At 29.9% G+C, this 18,617-nt stretch carries 12 protein-coding genes; 1 reads left to right on the forward strand and 11 read right to left on the reverse strand.

Annotated elements, in window-relative coordinates; genetic code table 11:
• Nucleotides 1-43: 43 nt before the first annotated feature.
• The 10 genes from BTO07_RS06630 to BTO07_RS06675 form a co-directional block, all read right to left on the reverse strand.
• Nucleotides 44-1,513: a sulfatase gene (locus BTO07_RS06630; protein ID WP_087520486.1), complete on the reverse strand. Its 1,470-nt coding sequence runs from the start codon at nucleotides 1,511-1,513 to the stop codon at nucleotides 44-46.
• 1 nt (nucleotide 1,514) lies between these two features.
• On the reverse strand, nucleotides 1,515-3,191 hold the full coding sequence (locus BTO07_RS06635; protein WP_087520487.1) for a sulfatase family protein: 1,677 nt from the start codon (nucleotides 3,189-3,191) through the stop codon (nucleotides 1,515-1,517).
• Nucleotides 3,188-4,942, reverse strand: a complete 1,755-nt coding sequence (locus BTO07_RS06640) for an endo-1,4-beta-xylanase (protein WP_087520488.1) — start codon at nucleotides 4,940-4,942, stop codon at nucleotides 3,188-3,190. Before BTO07_RS06640 ends, BTO07_RS06635 begins: the two co-directional genes overlap by 4 nt.
• A gap of 3 nt (nucleotides 4,943-4,945) precedes the next feature.
• Nucleotides 4,946-6,361 (reverse strand): sulfatase, encoded by a 1,416-nt coding sequence (locus BTO07_RS06645; protein ID WP_087520489.1) that lies wholly within the window; start codon nucleotides 6,359-6,361, stop codon nucleotides 4,946-4,948.
• Between the two features lie 9 nt (nucleotides 6,362-6,370).
• Nucleotides 6,371-7,810, reverse strand: a complete 1,440-nt coding sequence (locus BTO07_RS06650; protein WP_087520490.1) for a sulfatase family protein — start codon at nucleotides 7,808-7,810, stop codon at nucleotides 6,371-6,373.
• 136 nt (nucleotides 7,811-7,946) lie between these two features.
• Nucleotides 7,947-9,080 (reverse strand): endo-1,4-beta-xylanase, encoded by a 1,134-nt coding sequence (locus BTO07_RS06655; protein ID WP_087520491.1) that lies wholly within the window; start codon nucleotides 9,078-9,080, stop codon nucleotides 7,947-7,949.
• A gap of 10 nt (nucleotides 9,081-9,090) precedes the next feature.
• Nucleotides 9,091-10,911, reverse strand: coding sequence for a T9SS type A sorting domain-containing protein (locus tag BTO07_RS17410; protein ID WP_087520492.1), 1,821 nt, complete (start codon nucleotides 10,909-10,911; stop codon nucleotides 9,091-9,093).
• A 2-nt stretch (nucleotides 10,912-10,913) separates the two neighbouring features.
• The gene (locus tag BTO07_RS06665) at nucleotides 10,914-12,359 is read right to left on the reverse strand and encodes a sulfatase (RefSeq protein ID WP_087520493.1); all 1,446 of its coding nucleotides are present in this window, start codon (nucleotides 12,357-12,359) and stop codon (nucleotides 10,914-10,916) included.
• Between the two features lie 84 nt (nucleotides 12,360-12,443).
• A complete protein-coding gene (locus BTO07_RS06670; RefSeq protein ID WP_087520494.1) occupies nucleotides 12,444-14,036 on the reverse strand; it encodes a sulfatase in 1,593 nt (530 codons plus the stop codon).
• A 40-nt stretch (nucleotides 14,037-14,076) separates the two neighbouring features.
• A complete protein-coding gene (locus BTO07_RS06675; RefSeq protein WP_087520495.1) occupies nucleotides 14,077-15,726 on the reverse strand; it encodes a sulfatase family protein in 1,650 nt (549 codons plus the stop codon).
• Between the two features lie 165 nt (nucleotides 15,727-15,891).
• Here BTO07_RS06675 and BTO07_RS06680 point away from each other — a divergent pair, with 165 nt between their 5' ends.
• The gene (locus tag BTO07_RS06680; RefSeq protein ID WP_087520496.1) at nucleotides 15,892-16,896 is read left to right on the forward strand and encodes a glycoside hydrolase family 5 protein; all 1,005 of its coding nucleotides are present in this window, start codon (nucleotides 15,892-15,894) and stop codon (nucleotides 16,894-16,896) included.
• 26 nt (nucleotides 16,897-16,922) lie between these two features.
• Here BTO07_RS06680 and BTO07_RS06685 read toward each other — a convergent pair whose 3' ends face one another.
• Complete coding sequence (locus BTO07_RS06685) at nucleotides 16,923-18,608, reverse strand: T9SS type A sorting domain-containing protein (protein WP_087520497.1); 1,686 nt, start codon at nucleotides 18,606-18,608, stop codon at nucleotides 16,923-16,925.
• Between the last annotated feature and the right edge of the window lie 9 nt (nucleotides 18,609-18,617).

Consider the following 18,617-nt stretch of genomic DNA (forward strand, 5'->3'; position numbering starts at 1 on the left):
TAATTAATTTGACTCAAAAAATGAATCAAAGTTTAATGTATTCTTAAATTCCTTCTATGTTTGATTTATAGTTTGTACGTAAAATGGTTTTTAATTTATAGACTATTTCTATGTATTTTGAATCATTAACAACATTTACATTTTCTGTTTTATCGTTTTTATGATCATACAGCATAGAAGTAATCGTGGTATTATCTTTAGGATTGATAAATTCTGTATAACTAAACTCCTTCGTTTTTAAAGTGAAACCATTTCCTTTTTTAATAAAAACGTGTTCTTTACCTTCTTTTGAAATGTCTTCTATATTGTCTATAAAACTTTTTCCGTCTAATTGATTTTTAGGAGTTTCTAGTTTACAAAGTTCAGCAAGCGTTGGATAAACATCTACCAATTCTACCAAAGCATCTGTTTTTCCTTTGTTTTTTGAAAACGGATTGTAAATAATTAATGGAACTTGAGTTGATGTATTATAATTTGTGAATTTTGCCCATTGTGTATGTTCTTGTAGATTGTAACCGTGATCAGAAACTAGTATAACAATTGTATTTTTATCTAATTCTTGTGCTTTTAATTCTGACAAAATTCGCCCTATTAAGGCATCTGTGTAACTAATTGTTGCATAATAACCATGCATTAAATCAATTGCAATACTATCAGATACTTGTCCATTTTTTGGTATATTAGAATATGCTCTCATTTCTGGCCAAGTACTAATTGACATTTCAGGAGCATTTTTAGGGATATAATTATAATTTTTAGGTTGTTTTATTGAATTTCTATCATATAAATCCCAATACTTCTTTGGAGCATTAAATGGTAAATGAGGCGAAATAAAACCAGCAGTTAAAAAGAAAGGTTTATTAGAATTTTTAAGTTTTTTGATATCTCTAATCACTTTCTGTGTTACTAATCCATCAATATAAATGGAATCATTAACCTCTGCACTTTCATAAGCAGGCCCTGTATTTGTAGCTTTGTACTCTACTCTATTTTTTTCATTTTGATAATCTTTCCAAAGAGACTGCCAATAATCAGTGGGCACTAAATTTTCATCCTTTTTATCAAAAGCATAAGGTCGCCAAACTTCATTCCAATCAGATTCTCTATCATCTAAATGATGATAAATTTTACCATTAGAAATGGTTGTATAGCCGTTATTTTTATATAATTGAGGTAATGTAATTGCATTTGGAGTTTCCTTTTCTACAAACGTATCATAATTTAAAAAGCGGTTTTTTGTTGGCAACATTCCTGTTAACATACTTGCTCTAGAAGCGCCACAAACTGGTACATTACAATAGGCACTTGTAAATTGAACTCCTTTTTTTGCAAGCCCATCAATATTTGGAGAAATAATTTGAGAAGCTCCAAAACTTGATAATTCTGGGCGTAAATCATCCATATACAAAAGCAAAATATTTGGTTTCTGCTCCTTCTCTAAAGTTACTGCTTTGCAAGAAAACAAGATTATCGCCATAATAATGACACTCAAAAAAGGAAAAAATAATTTCATTCTAATTTATTTTTAGTGATATAATTTCACTCTCTTTATAACCAATTCGTTGAGCAATTGTGTAAACAGTTTTACCTTTTTGAACATTAATTGGTTTATAGTAAACTTGCCATTTACTATTAAAATCTAATTTTTCATCAGCTTTAGCTGAAATTAAATAAGCTATTGAAGCACCTTTTGTGGCTGATGACAGTGAGATATTTTTACCCTCAACATTAATTTCTGTTGAAGCTGTGATTGGTTGTTCAAAATTAGGCCACATTTCTAGAATCATTTTAGACTCAGGTTGTAAAGCGTAATCTTTTCTGTCTTTTATATGATTCTTTAAAGCAATTCTCATTTCCTCTAGAATTACATCATATTCTGGTTTTTCTACTAAATTAACTACATTATGTGGGTCTGTTTCACAGTCATATAATTCTTCTTTTGTTTTTGTTTGAAACCAAATTTCTTGTACTTTATTTATTTTATTATTTTCTTTTAAATCAAGAAAATCAGCCATTAAAGGAACCTTTTTTCTGTAGCCAACATCCTTATATTTTGGCAATTCTGGAAAATCGTTTCTAACATATAAATAACGTTTATTTCTAACCGATCTTAATCTATCAGAAAATTCATCAAACCTGTCTGAACTTCCAAAAACATATACTCTTTTATCACTACTATGTTCACCTAAGAATGCATTTCCTTCCATATAATTAGGAGCTTTAATACCCGCTAAACTTAGCATTGTTGGAGCCAAATCAACAAAAGAAATTAATCTATCTGTTCTTCCTATTTTTCCATTTAATCCTTTAATAATCAAAGGGACTTTTAATCCAGAATCATAAATTTCTCTTTTCTGTCTTGGCAAAGGTCCACCATGATCACTGTAAAAAAAGATAATTGTATTATCATACAATCCATCCTTTCTTAATTGCTCTAAAATTACTCCAACTTCAGCATCCATTAATTCTACATTACTATAATGTCTTGCAATTGTTTTTCTTGAAGCAATATTATCTGGTAAATATGGAGGAACATTTACTGTTTGTGTATCTACAGTTAATGGCAATTTTTCATTTTTCCAAAGACGACTTTCATGCGTTGTACCAATATTAAAAACGGAAAAGAAAGGCTTACCTTTTGGTGCATTTCTCCAATGTGCTTTTTGATTGTTCTCATCCCAAGCTGTAACGGGAGCAGCAAACTGGTAATCTGTTTTTGCATTGTTAGTTGTATAATAACCCGCAATTCTTAAATATTCTGTATAACATTTTACATTTTCTGGAATTACAGCAGCGTATTCTATAACATCGCTTCCTTCTAAATCTTTAATTCCAGTTTTCTTTTTATAAGAACGACTTCCCCAAGAAAAAACATCTTTACCAGTTCTCATATGCATTGTACCAATACTTGTAGGGTACATCCCTGTAATGATTGAAGAACGAGAAGGTGCGCAAACACCAACAGGCGCAAATGCATTATCGTAAATCATACTTTCTAACGCTAACTTATCTAAATTAGGAGTTTTGGCAGTATTGTCTCCGTAAAATGAAAACGTAGGACTAATATCTTCTGTAACAATCCAAAGAATATTTGGTTGCTTTAATTCTTTTTGTATTCCTTTTTCTTGAAACGTTTTTTTATTACATGCAATTATTGATAGTATGCAAAAAAAGGTTAGTAATTTTCTCATTTAATATGTACGTTTATGATTCCATTTTGATTAGGATTTAATTGAAATTCGCCTTTTACAACTCTTGAACCATCTACAAAACTATATTCATAAGTTCCATAAAAACCATTTCCAAGAATTGTTCCTTTATCATTTGTCTTTCCTATAAAATCAGTTTTCCAAACATCGTTAATTAAAGAGAAATACGCTTTACCCATTGCACCAATAGTAAAATCTTTTTTATAAATATCTACTTTTTTTCTATCATCTTCTACATAGCCCCAAAAAAGGAATTCACTAACGTTAGGATGACTAAATGCAGCAATCATAAAATCTCTTGTATATTGCTCTCTTATTACTGGTTCTTGAATATCCATTGTAAACTCAGAAATGCTAATCTTTATATTTAAAGTTCCGTAATAATCTAGAATTTCTAATACTTTTTCTGGTGGTGTTAAATCCGATCCAATATGACTTTGAATACCAATTCCATCAACTAAACCACCTGTATTTTTATCAATGCGTTTGATAAAATTATAATACCATTCTTGCTTTTTGGTATCTAAACCACCTTTACTTATAATTCCGTATTCGTTAATAAAACATTTTGCTATTGGTTGTAATTCTTTGGTTGCTTTAAAACCATTGTATAGAATAGCTTCAGAACCTGTTATCTGTTGTAAATCTCTGTTAGTATAAGCCTCATTAACAACATCCCAATGAGAAATTTTATCTTTGGTAAGCTTTAAAAGATTAGTAACATGATCTTCAATTAAGTTAGTTACTTTTTCTGGGTTGTCTTTATTTTCTTTTATTTCTGGTGTTAAATAATTGAATCCAGGCCAAATTAACACATGTCCTTTTATAGTAACATTATCATTTTTTAAGATTGAAATAGCTTCAATTAATTGGTCTTTTTTCTTTTTCCAGCGTAAACTTTTAATTTTTAAATCATTTTCAAAAACGGCCAAATCAAATGCCTTTTTAAAGTTCTTATACTTTTCATTATTAGCAACAACATCTTTTGCATTTATAGCTGCTCCAAAAGGAAAATTATGCTTTATTAATTTAATACTTATAGTTTTATCTGTAATAGCTTTTCCCTTTTTTTGAAATTGTATTTTAAAATCACTCTTTCTATTTTTTTCAATTCTAGCATTCGCTTCTTTACGCCATTTAGCATCTGGCTCCATACCTTTGTAAACTATTTCAGTTTTTGGAAGTGCTTCAAATTTTGTTCCTTCAGCAAACAATTCAAATTTTATATCTTTTATTAAAAAAGCTTGTGGTTTAAAACCATAGTGCAAAACAATTCCTAAATTATTTTGATCAATATTTATATCCGATTGAAAAGGAATATAGTATTGCTGCCACTTAGAAGATATGCTTTGTGTAGATACAATGTTGTTTTTGTAAGATTCTGATTGTTTGAATAACAGGTTTATTTTAGCTTCTCCAGTTTCTAGGCTAGACTTTGTAGTTTTTGCTGAAAAACTCAACAAAAAAACACGACCCAGTTTTACAGATTGTTTATGAATTGGTATAGAAGTAGCACTTTTATAAATGAATTGAGGTTGCGTTATCGTTTCAATTTCGAATTGAGCATTACTTTTTTTGAAAGGTTCTATTACAGTAACTTTTCCAAATGTTTTATTTGTGCTGATGAATTTAATCTTATTGTAATCAATTAAATTTTCTCCTTTAGGATATTTTTTTTGCGAAAATCCACAGAAAGTTCCTAAAAGGAATATAATAAATATGATTTTTTTCATTTTTTAAAAATTTGATTTCCAATCATTCAACTCTTTCAATAACTGTTCTGTTAATTGCGATTTTTGTTTTGATAAATCTTTAGATTCTGATGGATCTTTAGAAATATTATACAATTCTGTTCTTCCTTCTTTATACCAATTTATCAACTTATAATCACCTTTTCTAATTGCTGATGATTTAGTATCTCCTGTATTTACTGGTCTTGCTTTTGATGAATGCCAAAACACAGTTCTGTCTGTCCATTTTTCATCATTATTTAATATTGGCAGAAGACTTTTTCCATCTGTTTGTAATGATTTTTTAGCAGTAATATCTAATACTGTAGGAAAAACATCCATTAGCATTACTAAAGATTCATTGTCTTCTTTTGGTTGAAAATGGTTTGGCCATTTCACAAAAAGCGGCACTTTAATTCCTCCATCATACAACCAACCTTTTCCTGCTCTTAAAGGAAAATTAGAAGTTGCTAAATCGCGTTTTTTAGTTCCGTCATTAGATAAACCTCCATGATCAGAAGAAAAAATCACAATCGTATTGTTATCAATTTTTAAATCTTTTAAAAGTTGAAGTAATTTTCCTACATTTTCATCCATCGTTTCTACCATAGCAGCATATTTTGGATGATTCTGACGCATTTTAGTTCTTCCAGTTCCTTCTTTTATAAATTCTGGTTGTTTTCCAAAATCGAAGTTTTTTATTTCTTCTTTATTTCTTTTAAAATCTTTTTCTTTTGCTTCTAAAGGTTGATGTACTCCATAAAACGAAAACATTGCCATAAACGGTTTATTCTTATCTGTATTTGTAATGTATTTTACAACATTATCTGTCATAACATCCATTAAATAATCGCCATCTTTACTAACGGTATCAACATCTGGAATTGGAGATTTTTTAGACTTACCATTTCCACGTTTAGCAACATTAAAAGGATATAAAAAACTAATTGGTGAACCTGCGTGACCAGCCGCAAAACTAAAATCGTATCCAAATTCATTTAAACTTTTTTCGTCACCCAAATGCCATTTCCCAAAATAAGCCGTTTGGTAACCTGCTGATTTTATATTTTTTACAAAATTTTTATTGTCTGCAATTCCATTCATTTTAAAACCATCATCAGGAACATCTCCATTTTGAACGGGATAATTACCTGTCATCATCGCATATCGTGAAGGCACACAGCGTGGATAATTTGCATATGCATTATTAAAAACCACAGATTCTGACGCTAATTTATCAACATTTGGAGTTTGATAAATTTTAGAGCCATTTCTACTTAAATCGTAAAAACCTAAATCATCAACATGAATAATTAAAATGTTGGGTTTTGTTAAGTTTGTAGAAACTGTTTTAGAATCTTTTACTTTACAGCTAAAACTAATTAGTAAAATTAGAATTGAAATGTATCTCAAGTTTTTCATCTTTTATATTTAATGTGTTTTTGGTTCTAAAACTGCTCCACTATTCTTCATCCAGTTTTTAACAGCATCACCCATTTTTTTTGTAACTTTTGGATTCTCTTTTGCAATGTTTTTCATCTCATTAGGGTCATTAACTCTATCATATAAAATTTCATAACCTTCACTAGTAATATACCTATAACGTTCTCCTGTTGCAGATTGAGCTCCATAAACTTCAGAAAAAGCATATTCCCTAACTTTCTCTTTTAATGTTAAAAGAGGCACAACACTTATACCGTTTTTTGCAATTTTATTTGGATTCTTAAATCCTGCTAATTCAAATGCAGTAGGAATTAAATCTAGCAATTCCATTGGTTGCATACTAATTTTATCTTTTGGAAATAAATTAGGGTAACTAATAATCATAGAAGTATTTAAAGCTTCTTCAAATAAAGTAGTTTTATGTGAACGACCATGATTTCCTAAGAAAATTGAATGATCAGAGAAAAATACAATCACCGTATTTTCTAATTCACCTGATCTTTTTAATGATGCAATTAATTTACCAACCATTTTATCCATAAAAGCAACATTGGCAACTTCTCCTATACGTTCTTTTGGTAGTTTTTTAGCTTCCGCAGGTTTATTTCCTACTAATAAAGGTTCTGGAACAAAATGTCCAAACTTATTAGTTTTTGGCCCAGGAATTTTAATTTTATTTGCGATATCATAATAACGTTGAGGAACGTCATAAGGTCCATGAGGTAAGCAAAAGTTAAACCACATAAAAAATGGTTTGGCTTTATCTTGCTCATTTTCAATCCAATAAGAACCAACATGCGCCATATATCCATCAAGATAATCTACATCATCTTGCATTGTGCTTCTCATTTTATGACCAGGAACATTATTATCTTTTAAAAACTGATCATATTTCCCTCTTTTTTTAAGATGTTTTATAAACGGAATTTCGCTAACATCTTTCCCTTTTTTTAGATCTCGCCAAATCGCATGACGTTCTCCTGAAGCATTTACAAAGTCAAATCCATAAGCTTTTAAAGCATCTGCCTTAGATTGATTTCTTTTTTGTGGTCTTACATGAGATTTACCAACATAAGCAGTTTGATAACCATTTTCTTGAAAAACTTTTGGAAAAGTCCACACATTTTCTGGAAGAAATCTCATATCTCCATTTTTATAAAAACCTAAATTATGAGAATATAAACCTGTAATTAGAGTATTTCTAGAAGGACCACACATAGGACCTTGTGCCACTGCATGTGGAAAATGGACTCCTTGTTCAGCTAATCTATCAATGTTTGGTGTGTGTCCAAATCCTTCTCCCAGTTTATTCATAAAACGAGGCATTAAATCATCTACTTCTATAAATATGATATTTGGAGTTTTTTTTGTTTGAGAAACAAAACTCATACTTCCAATAAACAATAAAACTGCAAAAACTCTTTTCATAATTAACCTTTTGGATTTATCCGAAGTGAAATTACCTAATTCATTTTTTACAAGCTATAACTAAAAATCTAAAAAGGTTCAATTATCGTCATTTACTAATGGACTTAGGTCTCAAGGAGTTTTTTTTAAATAAAAATTAATTCGAAATCAATTGTTTTATTACATCATAAGCTGGAGTTGGTTTAAAATCTTCATCATAAATAGACTGAAAAACACCTGTTCCTTTTTTTAATCTTTCACCAACATCCCAAAGATTAATTGTTACTTCTCCATTTTTACTTTTCTCAACTAAAACATCAATTATTTTTTGATACACTCTTTTCTGAATCTTGCGTTCAGATTCTTTTTTATTGAGATCTTTAGTCTTCACTAAATAATCTAATTCAGTAATATGAAATGCCAAATTATTTTGATGTGCCCAATCAATTAATCCTCCCAACTTACGCATTGTTTCATCAGTATTGTCTACAAAATCTTTACGTTTTGCGCCTAATAATAAATGTGCTTGCCAACCAATACCATCTACTCTGTATCCTTTAGAACGGATATATAAAATTGTTTCTTTTACTTTGTCCCACATTATAGCATCCATACCTGAATTTTGGTTGTAAACCAGTTTTATATTTGTTGCGTGTTTTGTAGCAATTTCAAAAGCTTTTAATATGTATAATGGAAATCCGTTTTCATCTAAACCAATTTTTAACCAAGGATTTTCCCATTTGTTTGTACCTTCTTTTGGTCCAAACCATTTTCCATTAGAAAGGATGGTTTCGTTTACAACATCCATCCAAACAACAGATTTTTCATTGTTAAAACGTTTGGCAAAAGCAGTTGTAAATTCTATTAAATTAGTTTCTAATTCTTTTGCAGTTCTATGGTCTTGTTTTGCCCATTTAGATGCTTGAGGACTCATTGGCCCGTGTAATCTTACAGCAAGTTTATGTTTGTTTGCAAAAGATATAAAGTCATCTATTATTGTCCAATTCCATTTGTTTGGTTGCGGATGAACTCTACTTTGTTTTGCTGCATTTGCTGGAGTTAAATATTTAAAATCCTTTAAAAAAAGCTCTTCTTTTTTTGTGTTTAATTCATAATGATTTAAAGTTGCGCCAACCAAAATGTTATTGGTTTTGTACTGTTTAAAATCAACCTTATTACTTAAAATATTGTTTTCTAAAACTTTTTTAGGAGTTGAACACGACTGAATAAAAAAAGCACTACTAAAGAATAGAACAATAAAGATTGTAGAATTTATTTTTTTATAAGTCATATAACTATTTTTAAAGTTTAACTATTTTCTGATGAACAAAACCTTTTGTGGTTTCTAAAGTTAGAATATAAATACCCGATTTTATTGATTTTAAATTGATTTGTGAATCCTTAAAGCTTTCAACTTGTAAAATAATTTTACCTGATAAATCAATTATTGAAACAGATTTTACCTCATTTTTAGATTGAATAATTAGAATGTCTTTTACAGGATTTGGGTAAATAGAGATGATATCTTTTAGTTCATTATCAGTAGAAAGTGCTGTATTTTCTGATTCAATAACAGTTAAAGAGAAATTTTTAATACTTGTTGAATTTGTAACGTTTGCTAAAATTGATTTAATATTACTGCTACCTTCAGAAACATTAGAAATATGAGGAACGTTAGAATAATACTGTGTCATTTTTTGTTGCCCAGAATAACTGAATAAATTATTAAAATCTACCTGAGAAAAATCAGAATTGCTAGTATTAATAATTAATACCGTTTCTTTTTTATCATTTTTAAATTTAAGACCGTACAAAGAGTTTACATTACTCACTGAAATTGGGTTATTTGTGAAATTAATTTCTTGCATTTGCTCCATATCTGCAAAAGCTTTTGAAACAATTTTAGCAGCGATTCCTACTGGCGCTAACTTCATCGGAGAACCAATTTTAACAACATTATTATCAGAAATATAATGCCAATCTAATTGCCCAACTTTATCACCTAAAGATAACCAACCATAAATAAATGTTCCATATCTTATAGCAGATGCCCAAGTTTCTTCAGCAATTTCTTTTACTTCGCCAAATTCTGTATACCAAATTTTATAATTATTAGGGACTAAATTATAATCTGATATTTTATCATTTGGATATTTAATTCCTTCAGAGATTGCAACTTTAGATGAAGAATTATCTGAAATTACAGTTTGCACACCATATTTATCATTTAAATAATGATGCTGAGTTACTGCATAAATATCATTTTTTAGAGCAGAAAAATTAGAATTATTTTGTAATTCATTAAAGATTGTAGTATTCCATCTTTCTCTTGCTGCAGCATTTGTTTCTTCTTTTGTAGTTGTTAGCGCAAATTTTAACGTAGGAAATTCAGTTTTTAACTTACTTACAATCGTTTTACATTGTTGTAAATAGAATTTTGCATTTACAACTGTGGCTTCTTTTTTATCATTTGATTTAATGGGCGCATTATTTGCTGCATTCCAACCAGAATAATAAAACCCTCCATTTTCTACAATATGAAAAATTCCACTTTCTTCATTTCCAAAATAAAATTCATTACCTAATTCTACTGCAAAAGGCATTTTACCAGCTTCTTTAAACTTGTTTATTGCCGATATCATATCGTCTATTTTTAAGTTTAGTGTTGCTGTACTTTTTAAAGTTTGCTCATTTGCGGTAACAGAAATCCCTGTATTTGGAGTTGGTCTTGCCATATTTACCACATACACAATTTTAGTTCTGTTTGGTAAAACGTTTACAAATTCTGGAATTTTAAGTACTTCTTTATTATTCCAAGTCTTATCTGTATTATCTAAAAATTTTCCTGTTCTCCAATCCCAATAATTAGCTTGTGTACCTCCTGGATATCTTACCACATCAGGATTCATTTCTGAAACCAATGTTTTAAATGAATTGTCTGTCCACCAAGTTCCTTTATCAGAACGTCTGTTAAATCCAATATCTAAATCAGAAACATCAGTAACTTCAGTTTTTAATGAAGTGGTAATGGTTTGAGAATTTGTGCTTAGAGAAAGACTAATTATGACCGTGAGAACAACTAAGTTTACCTTTCTATATAAAAGGTTTAAAGTAAATTTCATTGTTATTTTTTCTTTTTGTTCTTATTATTCTTCCCTTTCTGTTTATTCGGATTTGTAATTTTTAATTTTTCAGGAATTAAGTACGCTTTTTTCCAATCTTTAAGAAGTGTTAATAGTTCTGCTGTTTTCTTTGGATTGGATTTAGACACGTCATTTTCTTCTCCAATATCTTTTATTAGATTGTATACTTCTACTTTATCCGTTCCTAAAAACTGCATCAACTTGTAATCTCCAGATCTTACAACTGCAGCTTTACTATCTCCAGTGCTATGAGGTCTTGCTTTTTTAGATATCCAAAAAACAGTTCTATCTTCCCAACAATCTTTTCCTTTTAAAACTTTTGCATAACTTTCACCATCAATTCCATCAACTTTTTTATCAATAGCTAAATCTAAAAGTGTTGGAAAAATATCCATACCAATAACTATTGATTTATCATCAACTTTCGGCTTCAATTCTTTTGTCCATTTGATAAATAATGGAACACGAATTCCACCTTCATATAAATGACCTTTGCCTGCTTTTAAAGGTAAGTTTGTAGTTGCTAAATGACGTTCATTTTTATTTCCATCATTTGATAATCCTCCGTGATCAGAAGAAAAAACGATGATTGTATTTTCATCAATTCCTAAATCTTTCAGTGTTTGTAAAATTCGTCCAACATTTTCATCAACATTTTCAACCATACCAGCATAAGCAGCATCATCTTGTCTCATTTTTCTTCTTCCTTCACCTTCTTTAATATATTCAGGGGTGTTTCCGAAGTCAATATTTTTTAATTGTTCTTTATTTCTTGCTTCATCTTTTGGCTTTGCCTCAATAGGCGTGTGAACAGCATAATATGCCAAAACAGCTAAAAAAGGTTTGTCTTTAGGTGTGTTTTTTATGAATTTAATAGTAGCATTTGTTAATAAATCTGATGCATAATCTCCTTCTTTTCCATCTTCTTGTACATTCGGAACAATATATTTACCCTTTTTGCCTTTGACTGTAATATTAAAAGGATAATGGCGAGATGCAATTCCACCTGCTTCACCAGCAGCATAAATATGAGAAAATCCAAATTTATCTGGGGCACTATCTCCATTACCAATATGCCATTTACCAACGTAAGAAGTGTTATAACCAGCATTGTTAAACTGCTTTATAAAGTTCTTTTCTTTTGGTATGCCACCAAGCCAACCTTTATTTTCGTTTACAGGATAGGTTCCTGTAAGCATTGCATAACGAGAAGGTGTACAACGAGGATAACTACTATAAGCGTTTGTAAAAGAAACCGCTTCTTTTGCTAATTTGTCTATGCTTGGAGTATCATATAATTGAGAACCTGTAAAGCTTAAATCATGATACCCTAAATCATCTGTATGAATAATTAAGATGTTTGGTTTGTTCTGACCAAAAGCCAAAACAGAAAAGCAGAGTGTAAAAAATAAGATACTTTTTTTCATTTTAATGTTTTAATTAAACACTGTCTTTAGACTTGTTTATGATTATTAAGTTTAATTTAGAAAATGTGCAAAAAAAATTAATCTTTACTTTTGGGTTAAATGATTTTTTAATTTACTTTTTAATTCATCAACCACAGCAGTATATTCTTTATCTTTTACAAGGTTTCGTGTTTCTAAAGGATCTTTCTCATAATCATACAATTCTCTTCCAACAATTTCAGAAGTATAATAATTATCTGAACTTCTATAGTTTTTACCATGCCATTCTGTATATCTAAATCTATCTGTTCTAATTGCATAACCCATTCTTGAACCTCTCATATATTGATGATATGCATAATCCATTTCAACAGTTGTTTTAGAATTTGAATCTAATAAATTCACTAAAGATTTTCCATCAGTTTGAGGGTGTTGTTTAACTCCTGCTAAGTCAAATATTGTAGGAAATAAATCTACTAAATTAACCGGATGATGACTCTTCTGATTTTTAGCAACTCCTGGTCCAGCAAACATAAAAGGAATTCTTGTTGCTTGCTCAAAATTAGAATGTTTACACCATTCTGTATGATCTCCTAAATGAAAACCATGATCTCCCCAAAGAACAATTACAGTCTCATCTAAAATATTTCTTTTTTCTAAATTGTCTAATAAAATTCCTATTTGAGCATCTATGTATGAAATACAAGCCATGTAACCATGTATTAATTCACGTTGTTTTGCTTCAGGAATCTTATCACCAATTTTTAGTTTACTATCTATATCAGAGAATGCTCTAATTTCTCCAAAGGAGTGAAACGCAAACTTTGGTGTTCCTTCTGATAATTGCTGAAAAGGAGCCAATTCAATTTTAGCTCTATCATATAAATCCCAATATTTTTTTGGAGCAACGAACGGTAAATGTGGTTTTTGATAACCCACTGCTAAAAACCAAGGTTTATTTCCGTTTTCTAAACTCTCTAATTGCTTCAAAGCTGTTTGTGTATACAAACCATCATTATAAGCAGTATCACTTACATCTGCACTTTCTGTTGAAGGTTTAAATCTTTTAAAAACGTAACTTCTTATTTTCCCTCTTTTTAATCCTTTAGCTTCTGCCTCTGCTGTTAGTCTTGCAATTTCCTTTTTAGTTTCAGGATTTTGGTAATATGCTAAAGCAGGTTCTCCATATTTTGGGTCATAATTTTTAGGCATTTGATGAGGAATACTCCAAGTTTTTCCATCATGTCCTTTTGCTGCTGAAGGAATGTGATATATTTTACCAGATCCAGTACTTTCATAACCTTGATTAATTAAATGTTCTGGCATAGAAACTAAATTTGGAGCAGATTCTCTAAAATCTGTATGTAAATCCCAAACCTTGTTTGTATCAGGATTTGTCCCTGTCATGACACTTGCTCTTGACGCACCACAAACTGCATATTGCACGTGTGCATTTGTAAATGTCATTCCTAACTTTGATAATCTATCAAAATTTGGAGTTATCATTTGAGTCTCTCCATAATTAGAAAGCAAAGGTTTTAAATCATCAATAGCTATAAAAAGTATGTTCTTTTTAGCTGTATTAGATACTGTAGAAACAACTTTATTTTTATTATTTGATGAGTTCGTTTGTTGCGTTTTACAACTTATTATTGTTGCAATTACCAAAGAAGCTATAATCGTTAATTTTAATTTCATCTTTTATTTTATTACTTTCTATTGCTTTATTTTTCTCTATTTAAATATCAAATTTACCAGGTAAAGATGAAATGTAAGAATTTAATTCTGCTTTCAACATTTTTAATTGTTCAGCATATTTTGGATCATTAAATAAATTATTTTTCTCTTCAGGATCATTTTTTAAATCATATAATTGATCAGAAGCTGTAAAGTTAGGATGATTCAAATAAGCATTGTGTTCTGCTCCTCCACCACCAGGAACCATTTCTAATTGACCATAAGGATCTTTTGGATTATCTGAAATTGCATGTTCACCAAAAGATTCTCTGAATTTTGTGTATTTTGCTAAAGTATCTTTACGTTGTTCCAAAGTATAATCTGTTGCCCATTTTGGATACCTTACTGCATAATATTTAAAACCATCTTTTACAACTGCTCTTGCATATCCTAATTCGTGATACATAGAAGTTCTTCCTGCAAATTCTTTTCCTTCTAAAGCAGATTTAAAACTTTTTCCATCAAAACTATCTTTATGTTTTGTATCTCCGGCCAAATCTAAAAGCGTAGGTAAAAAATCTACATTAGATACCGGGTTTGTCATTTTACTACCAACTTTAAATCCTCCTTTTTTCCAAATAAAAGCTTGCGAATTTACACCACCTTCATATAAAGTTCCTTTAAAATTTTGACCATGATCATTAAAGAAAACAACAATTGTATTGTCTAAAACCCCTTCTTTTTCTAATTTATTAAACAACGCAGTTACTGCATCATCTAACCATAAAATATTTTCTCTGCTTGTTCCTTCATAACCAGCTTTCTTTATTCTTTCTTGTAAAGATTTTACTGGAGGCTGAGGTAAAACAGTTGGTGCATTTTTTAAAATCCCTTTAGGTGTAATTCTTCTGTCTGCTTGCCAAGAAACTTTTGGTTGCAGTGGTGCATGAGGTAATGTTGATGCAATGTAAAGCAAAAAAGGATCTTCTTTATACTTATCTATAAATTCTACACCACCTTCTGCAATCCAATCCATATTTTGATAAGCTAACGCTCTTATGCCTAACCAATTTGGATTGTTGTGATATAATTTATCCGCATAATCAAATCCAGATTTTTTTATATCTTTTTGTAACTCCTTATATCTATATTCTAAACCTTCAAGAACTTTTGGATCATTTGGATCTGCATCTAATTCAGGTTTTTCTCCTCCATCTCCAACTTGAGATAAACTTTCTATAATATGATTTTTACCTACAAAACCAGTTTTATAACCTAAATCTTGAAAGTAAGTTCCCATTGTTTTTTCACCAGGAGCAATATAAGAATTCCACTGTATTACAGTTTGACCATCATTTACTTCTGTAAAACCAGTAAAAGCTTCGTTTTTAGCTCTACTTGCATAATTTCCTGTTAAAGAATTATATCTACTTGGAGTACAAACAGGCGAAACTACTTTCATCTTTTCTAACCAAACACCTTCTGCAGCCATTCTGTCTAAGGTAGGCGTTAAATTTAAAGGCTTTCCGTCTTTATCTTTTCCCTCAGCAGTATTATTAAACATCCACGGATACATATCATCAGCAATAAAAAAGACAATATTTGGTTTCTTTTTTTCACTAATTGCTGTTTTTTTGTTTTCAGTTTTACAGCCAACAAAGAATAAAACAATTAAACTTAAATAAATAGATTTTAAAATATGGTCTTTCATAATTGATGATAATTTTACACCGTAAAAGTACTCTTCAACTTTAAAAAATAGGTTTATTCAGCATCTTAAAAGGTTTAGATATCGTCAAACGTACTGTAAACAGTGGATTTCCAGTAAAAAATAAATTAAATTTGTTTGAAGTGCTAATTCTACTAAAAACAAAATATGAGAAGTATCCTTTTAGTTTTAATGATTCTTATGAGTTGTAACTCAAAAAAAACATCAATAAAGAATAAAGAAAATAATAGAAAAGAAGCAACTGTGGTTTCAAAAAATGGTGCTTTATCTGTAAATGGAAATCAAATTGTAAACAGTAAAGATGAAGCCGTAAGTTTTGCAGGAAACAGTTTATTTTGGTCTAATGACTATTATAGAGGAAATGGTTTTTATAATAAAAATGTAGTTCAACATTTAAAAACTGATTGGAATTCAACCATTATTAGAATACCAATGACTTCAGATCCAGATATTCACGATAGTTATCTTTTTGACAAGGAAACAAATCAAACTAAATTAGAAACTGTTGTTGATGCTTGTTTAGAATTAGGCTTGTACGTAATTATAGATTGGCACAGTCATAAAGCGGAAGACAACGAAAAAGAAGCCATTGAATTCTTTACCAAAATGGCGACTAAATATAGTAAGCACCCAAATATTATTTATGAAATATATAATGAACCTTTAAAAGTTTCTTGGGATACTGTTATAAAACCTTACGCCGAAAAGGTGATTGCAGCAATTCGTAAAATCGATCCAGATAATATTATTGTAGTTGGTACACCAAAATGGTCTCAAGATGTTGATAACGCTTCAGAAAACCCAATAAAAGGATATAAAAACATTGCTTACACGCTACATTTTTATGCAGCTTCTCATAACCAATGGTTAATGAATAAAGCACAAAAAGCACTTGATAATGGTGTTGCTTTAATTGTTACAGAATGGGGAAGTGTTATGGCTGATGGAGGAGGAAAAGCAGACCCAGAATCTACAAGAAAATGGATGGAATTTATGAAGAAAAACAATCTTACACATTGTAATTGGTCAATTAATAATAAAGACGAAGGGGCTTCTGCATTAAAACCAACAGCAGACATTTCTGGAAATTGGTCTGATGAAGATTTAACGGAATCTGGTAAATTAGCGAAAAAGTATATAATGAATTGGTAAGGGAAAAATTTAAGTTTTAAATCTATTTATTGTTTTACTACTTTCTTAATAATTATAGAATTGTTGTTTTGTATTTTTATTACATATATACCTATTGGGCCTTTCAAGTCTAATTGTATCCAATCTTTTGTGATTAACTTTGACTGAATCAATCTTCCTGATATATCAAAAATTTCAATTTTCCCTTTTTCAAGATTTGCATCTTTAATATTAATGTTTAACAAAGATTTTGTTGGGTTTGGATACATTTGAATAGCATCTAATTTATCTTCATCTTTAATCCCCAACACTGAACCAAATTCTATCGCTCCAATATCTGGTGATGTATCTCTATTATTTCCAAAATAATCTGTCGTTTGGGTTCCGTCAGTAGAACCATTATCTATTGCTGGAGAAGTCGATTTTAATGAGAAATCACCATTTACTGAATCTTCAAACAAGGGATTTTCTTCTGTCCAACCTGTAGAAATATTTCTACTTATACTTTCTGAACCATCTTCATTATAAACTAGGTTATTAGCCACTGTTAGACTTGTATTCGGATTCGCTAACGTACCAATTGCCCAGTGATTTGGTTCTGCGTAAGAAATATTATTTCTAATTGTTAGTTTATCTGTATTATTGATTCCTATTCCACCTGCTGAACTATCATTGGTAGTCCCATTTTTAAAAACGGTATTGTGCTCTACAATTACTCTTTCTGTAAAATGAACTACAATTCCTGATGCTCCATTATAAGATGAAATATTGTTTGAAATCTGTATATAACCGTGATTATATGTTAGATTTCTAGTTAAAAACAAACCTGTACCTTCATCAATAACAAAATGTAAAAAATCTTTTGAAGACGCATAAGAAACCATTCTGTTTTCATTGTGATGTATATAATTCTTCTCAAGAATTATTTTAACACCTTCAAACAAATCATTTTCAGGAATAACTTTTGCCTCCGCAACTGTAACAGCCCCTGAGCCTGCTGTTGTATAAAAAGTGCAATTATACACCTCGTTATTTGCAATTGTTACATAATCGCTACCATTAGATCTAATACCAGAACCAGGAGTTTCTCTAACAATATTGTTTCTAATAATAATATGATGCGAATTATTTGCAACAATCCCTTTTCCAGAAAAATAACTTGGTTTTGTAAGGTTTTTAGAAATTTTAGGGATGTCATCACCTCTTTTATATGGACTTGGATTTGGATAACTTATGCCTATTTCATCCTCTAAATTATAAACTTGTCCGTCATTTTTATCAATATACAATCCCCAGGCATCATCTGCTTCAGTCTGTGTAATATTATCTGAGATTCCTTTTATATCAAAACCTTCAAAAATTAAATAAGATGAATCTTTTATTAAAACTCCATAAGTAGCATCAAACTCTAAAATCACAACATCACCAGGAAATGGTTTAAATGTAATGTAATTAGTAGCTGTACCATTTGCAGTTATTTTTAATAAGTTTTCTCCTCCCCAAATATCACCATCATTAAAATCACTATTTCTGTAAGTTCCTGTATGTACATAAACAGTATCACCAGCTTTTACTTTTTGTTCTGCTTTTTGCAATGTTTTGTAAGGATTAGATTCTGATCCATTTCCAGAAGAATCTGATCCAATTGTTGCTACATGTAAAATATTTTGAGCAGTTATTGAATTAAAAAAAAGAAAATATACTAATGATAAAAAGAAGGTTACTTTATTCATTTTGAATGT

The organism is Polaribacter sp. SA4-12 (genome assembly GCF_002163675.1).
Taxonomy (GTDB): Bacteria; Bacteroidota; Bacteroidia; order Flavobacteriales; family Flavobacteriaceae; genus Polaribacter.

What these genes read in the sequence shown, in the direction of transcription:
- BTO07_RS06630 (WP_087520486.1), bottom strand. Translation starts at nt 1,513, where the DNA reads ATGAAATTATTTTTTCCTTTTTTGAGTGTCATTATTATGGCGATAATC.
- BTO07_RS06635 (WP_087520487.1), bottom strand. Translation starts at nt 3,191, where the DNA reads ATGAGAAAATTACTAACCTTTTTTTGCATACTATCAATAATTGCATGT.
- BTO07_RS06640 (WP_087520488.1), bottom strand. Translation starts at nt 4,942, where the DNA reads ATGAAAAAAATCATATTTATTATATTCCTTTTAGGAACTTTCTGTGGA.
- BTO07_RS06645 (WP_087520489.1), bottom strand. Translation starts at nt 6,361, where the DNA reads ATGAAAAACTTGAGATACATTTCAATTCTAATTTTACTAATTAGTTTT.
- BTO07_RS06650 (WP_087520490.1), bottom strand. Translation starts at nt 7,810, where the DNA reads ATGAAAAGAGTTTTTGCAGTTTTATTGTTTATTGGAAGTATGAGTTTT.
- BTO07_RS06655 (WP_087520491.1), bottom strand. Translation starts at nt 9,080, where the DNA reads ATGACTTATAAAAAAATAAATTCTACAATCTTTATTGTTCTATTCTTT.
- BTO07_RS17410 (WP_087520492.1), bottom strand. Translation starts at nt 10,911, where the DNA reads ATGAAATTTACTTTAAACCTTTTATATAGAAAGGTAAACTTAGTTGTT.
- BTO07_RS06665 (WP_087520493.1), bottom strand. Translation starts at nt 12,359, where the DNA reads ATGAAAAAAAGTATCTTATTTTTTACACTCTGCTTTTCTGTTTTGGCT.
- BTO07_RS06670 (WP_087520494.1), bottom strand. Translation starts at nt 14,036, where the DNA reads ATGAAATTAAAATTAACGATTATAGCTTCTTTGGTAATTGCAACAATA.
- BTO07_RS06675 (WP_087520495.1), bottom strand. Translation starts at nt 15,726, where the DNA reads ATGAAAGACCATATTTTAAAATCTATTTATTTAAGTTTAATTGTTTTA.
- BTO07_RS06680 (WP_087520496.1), top strand. Translation starts at nt 15,892, where the DNA reads ATGAGAAGTATCCTTTTAGTTTTAATGATTCTTATGAGTTGTAACTCA.
- BTO07_RS06685 (WP_087520497.1), bottom strand. Translation starts at nt 18,608, where the DNA reads ATGAATAAAGTAACCTTCTTTTTATCATTAGTATATTTTCTTTTTTTT.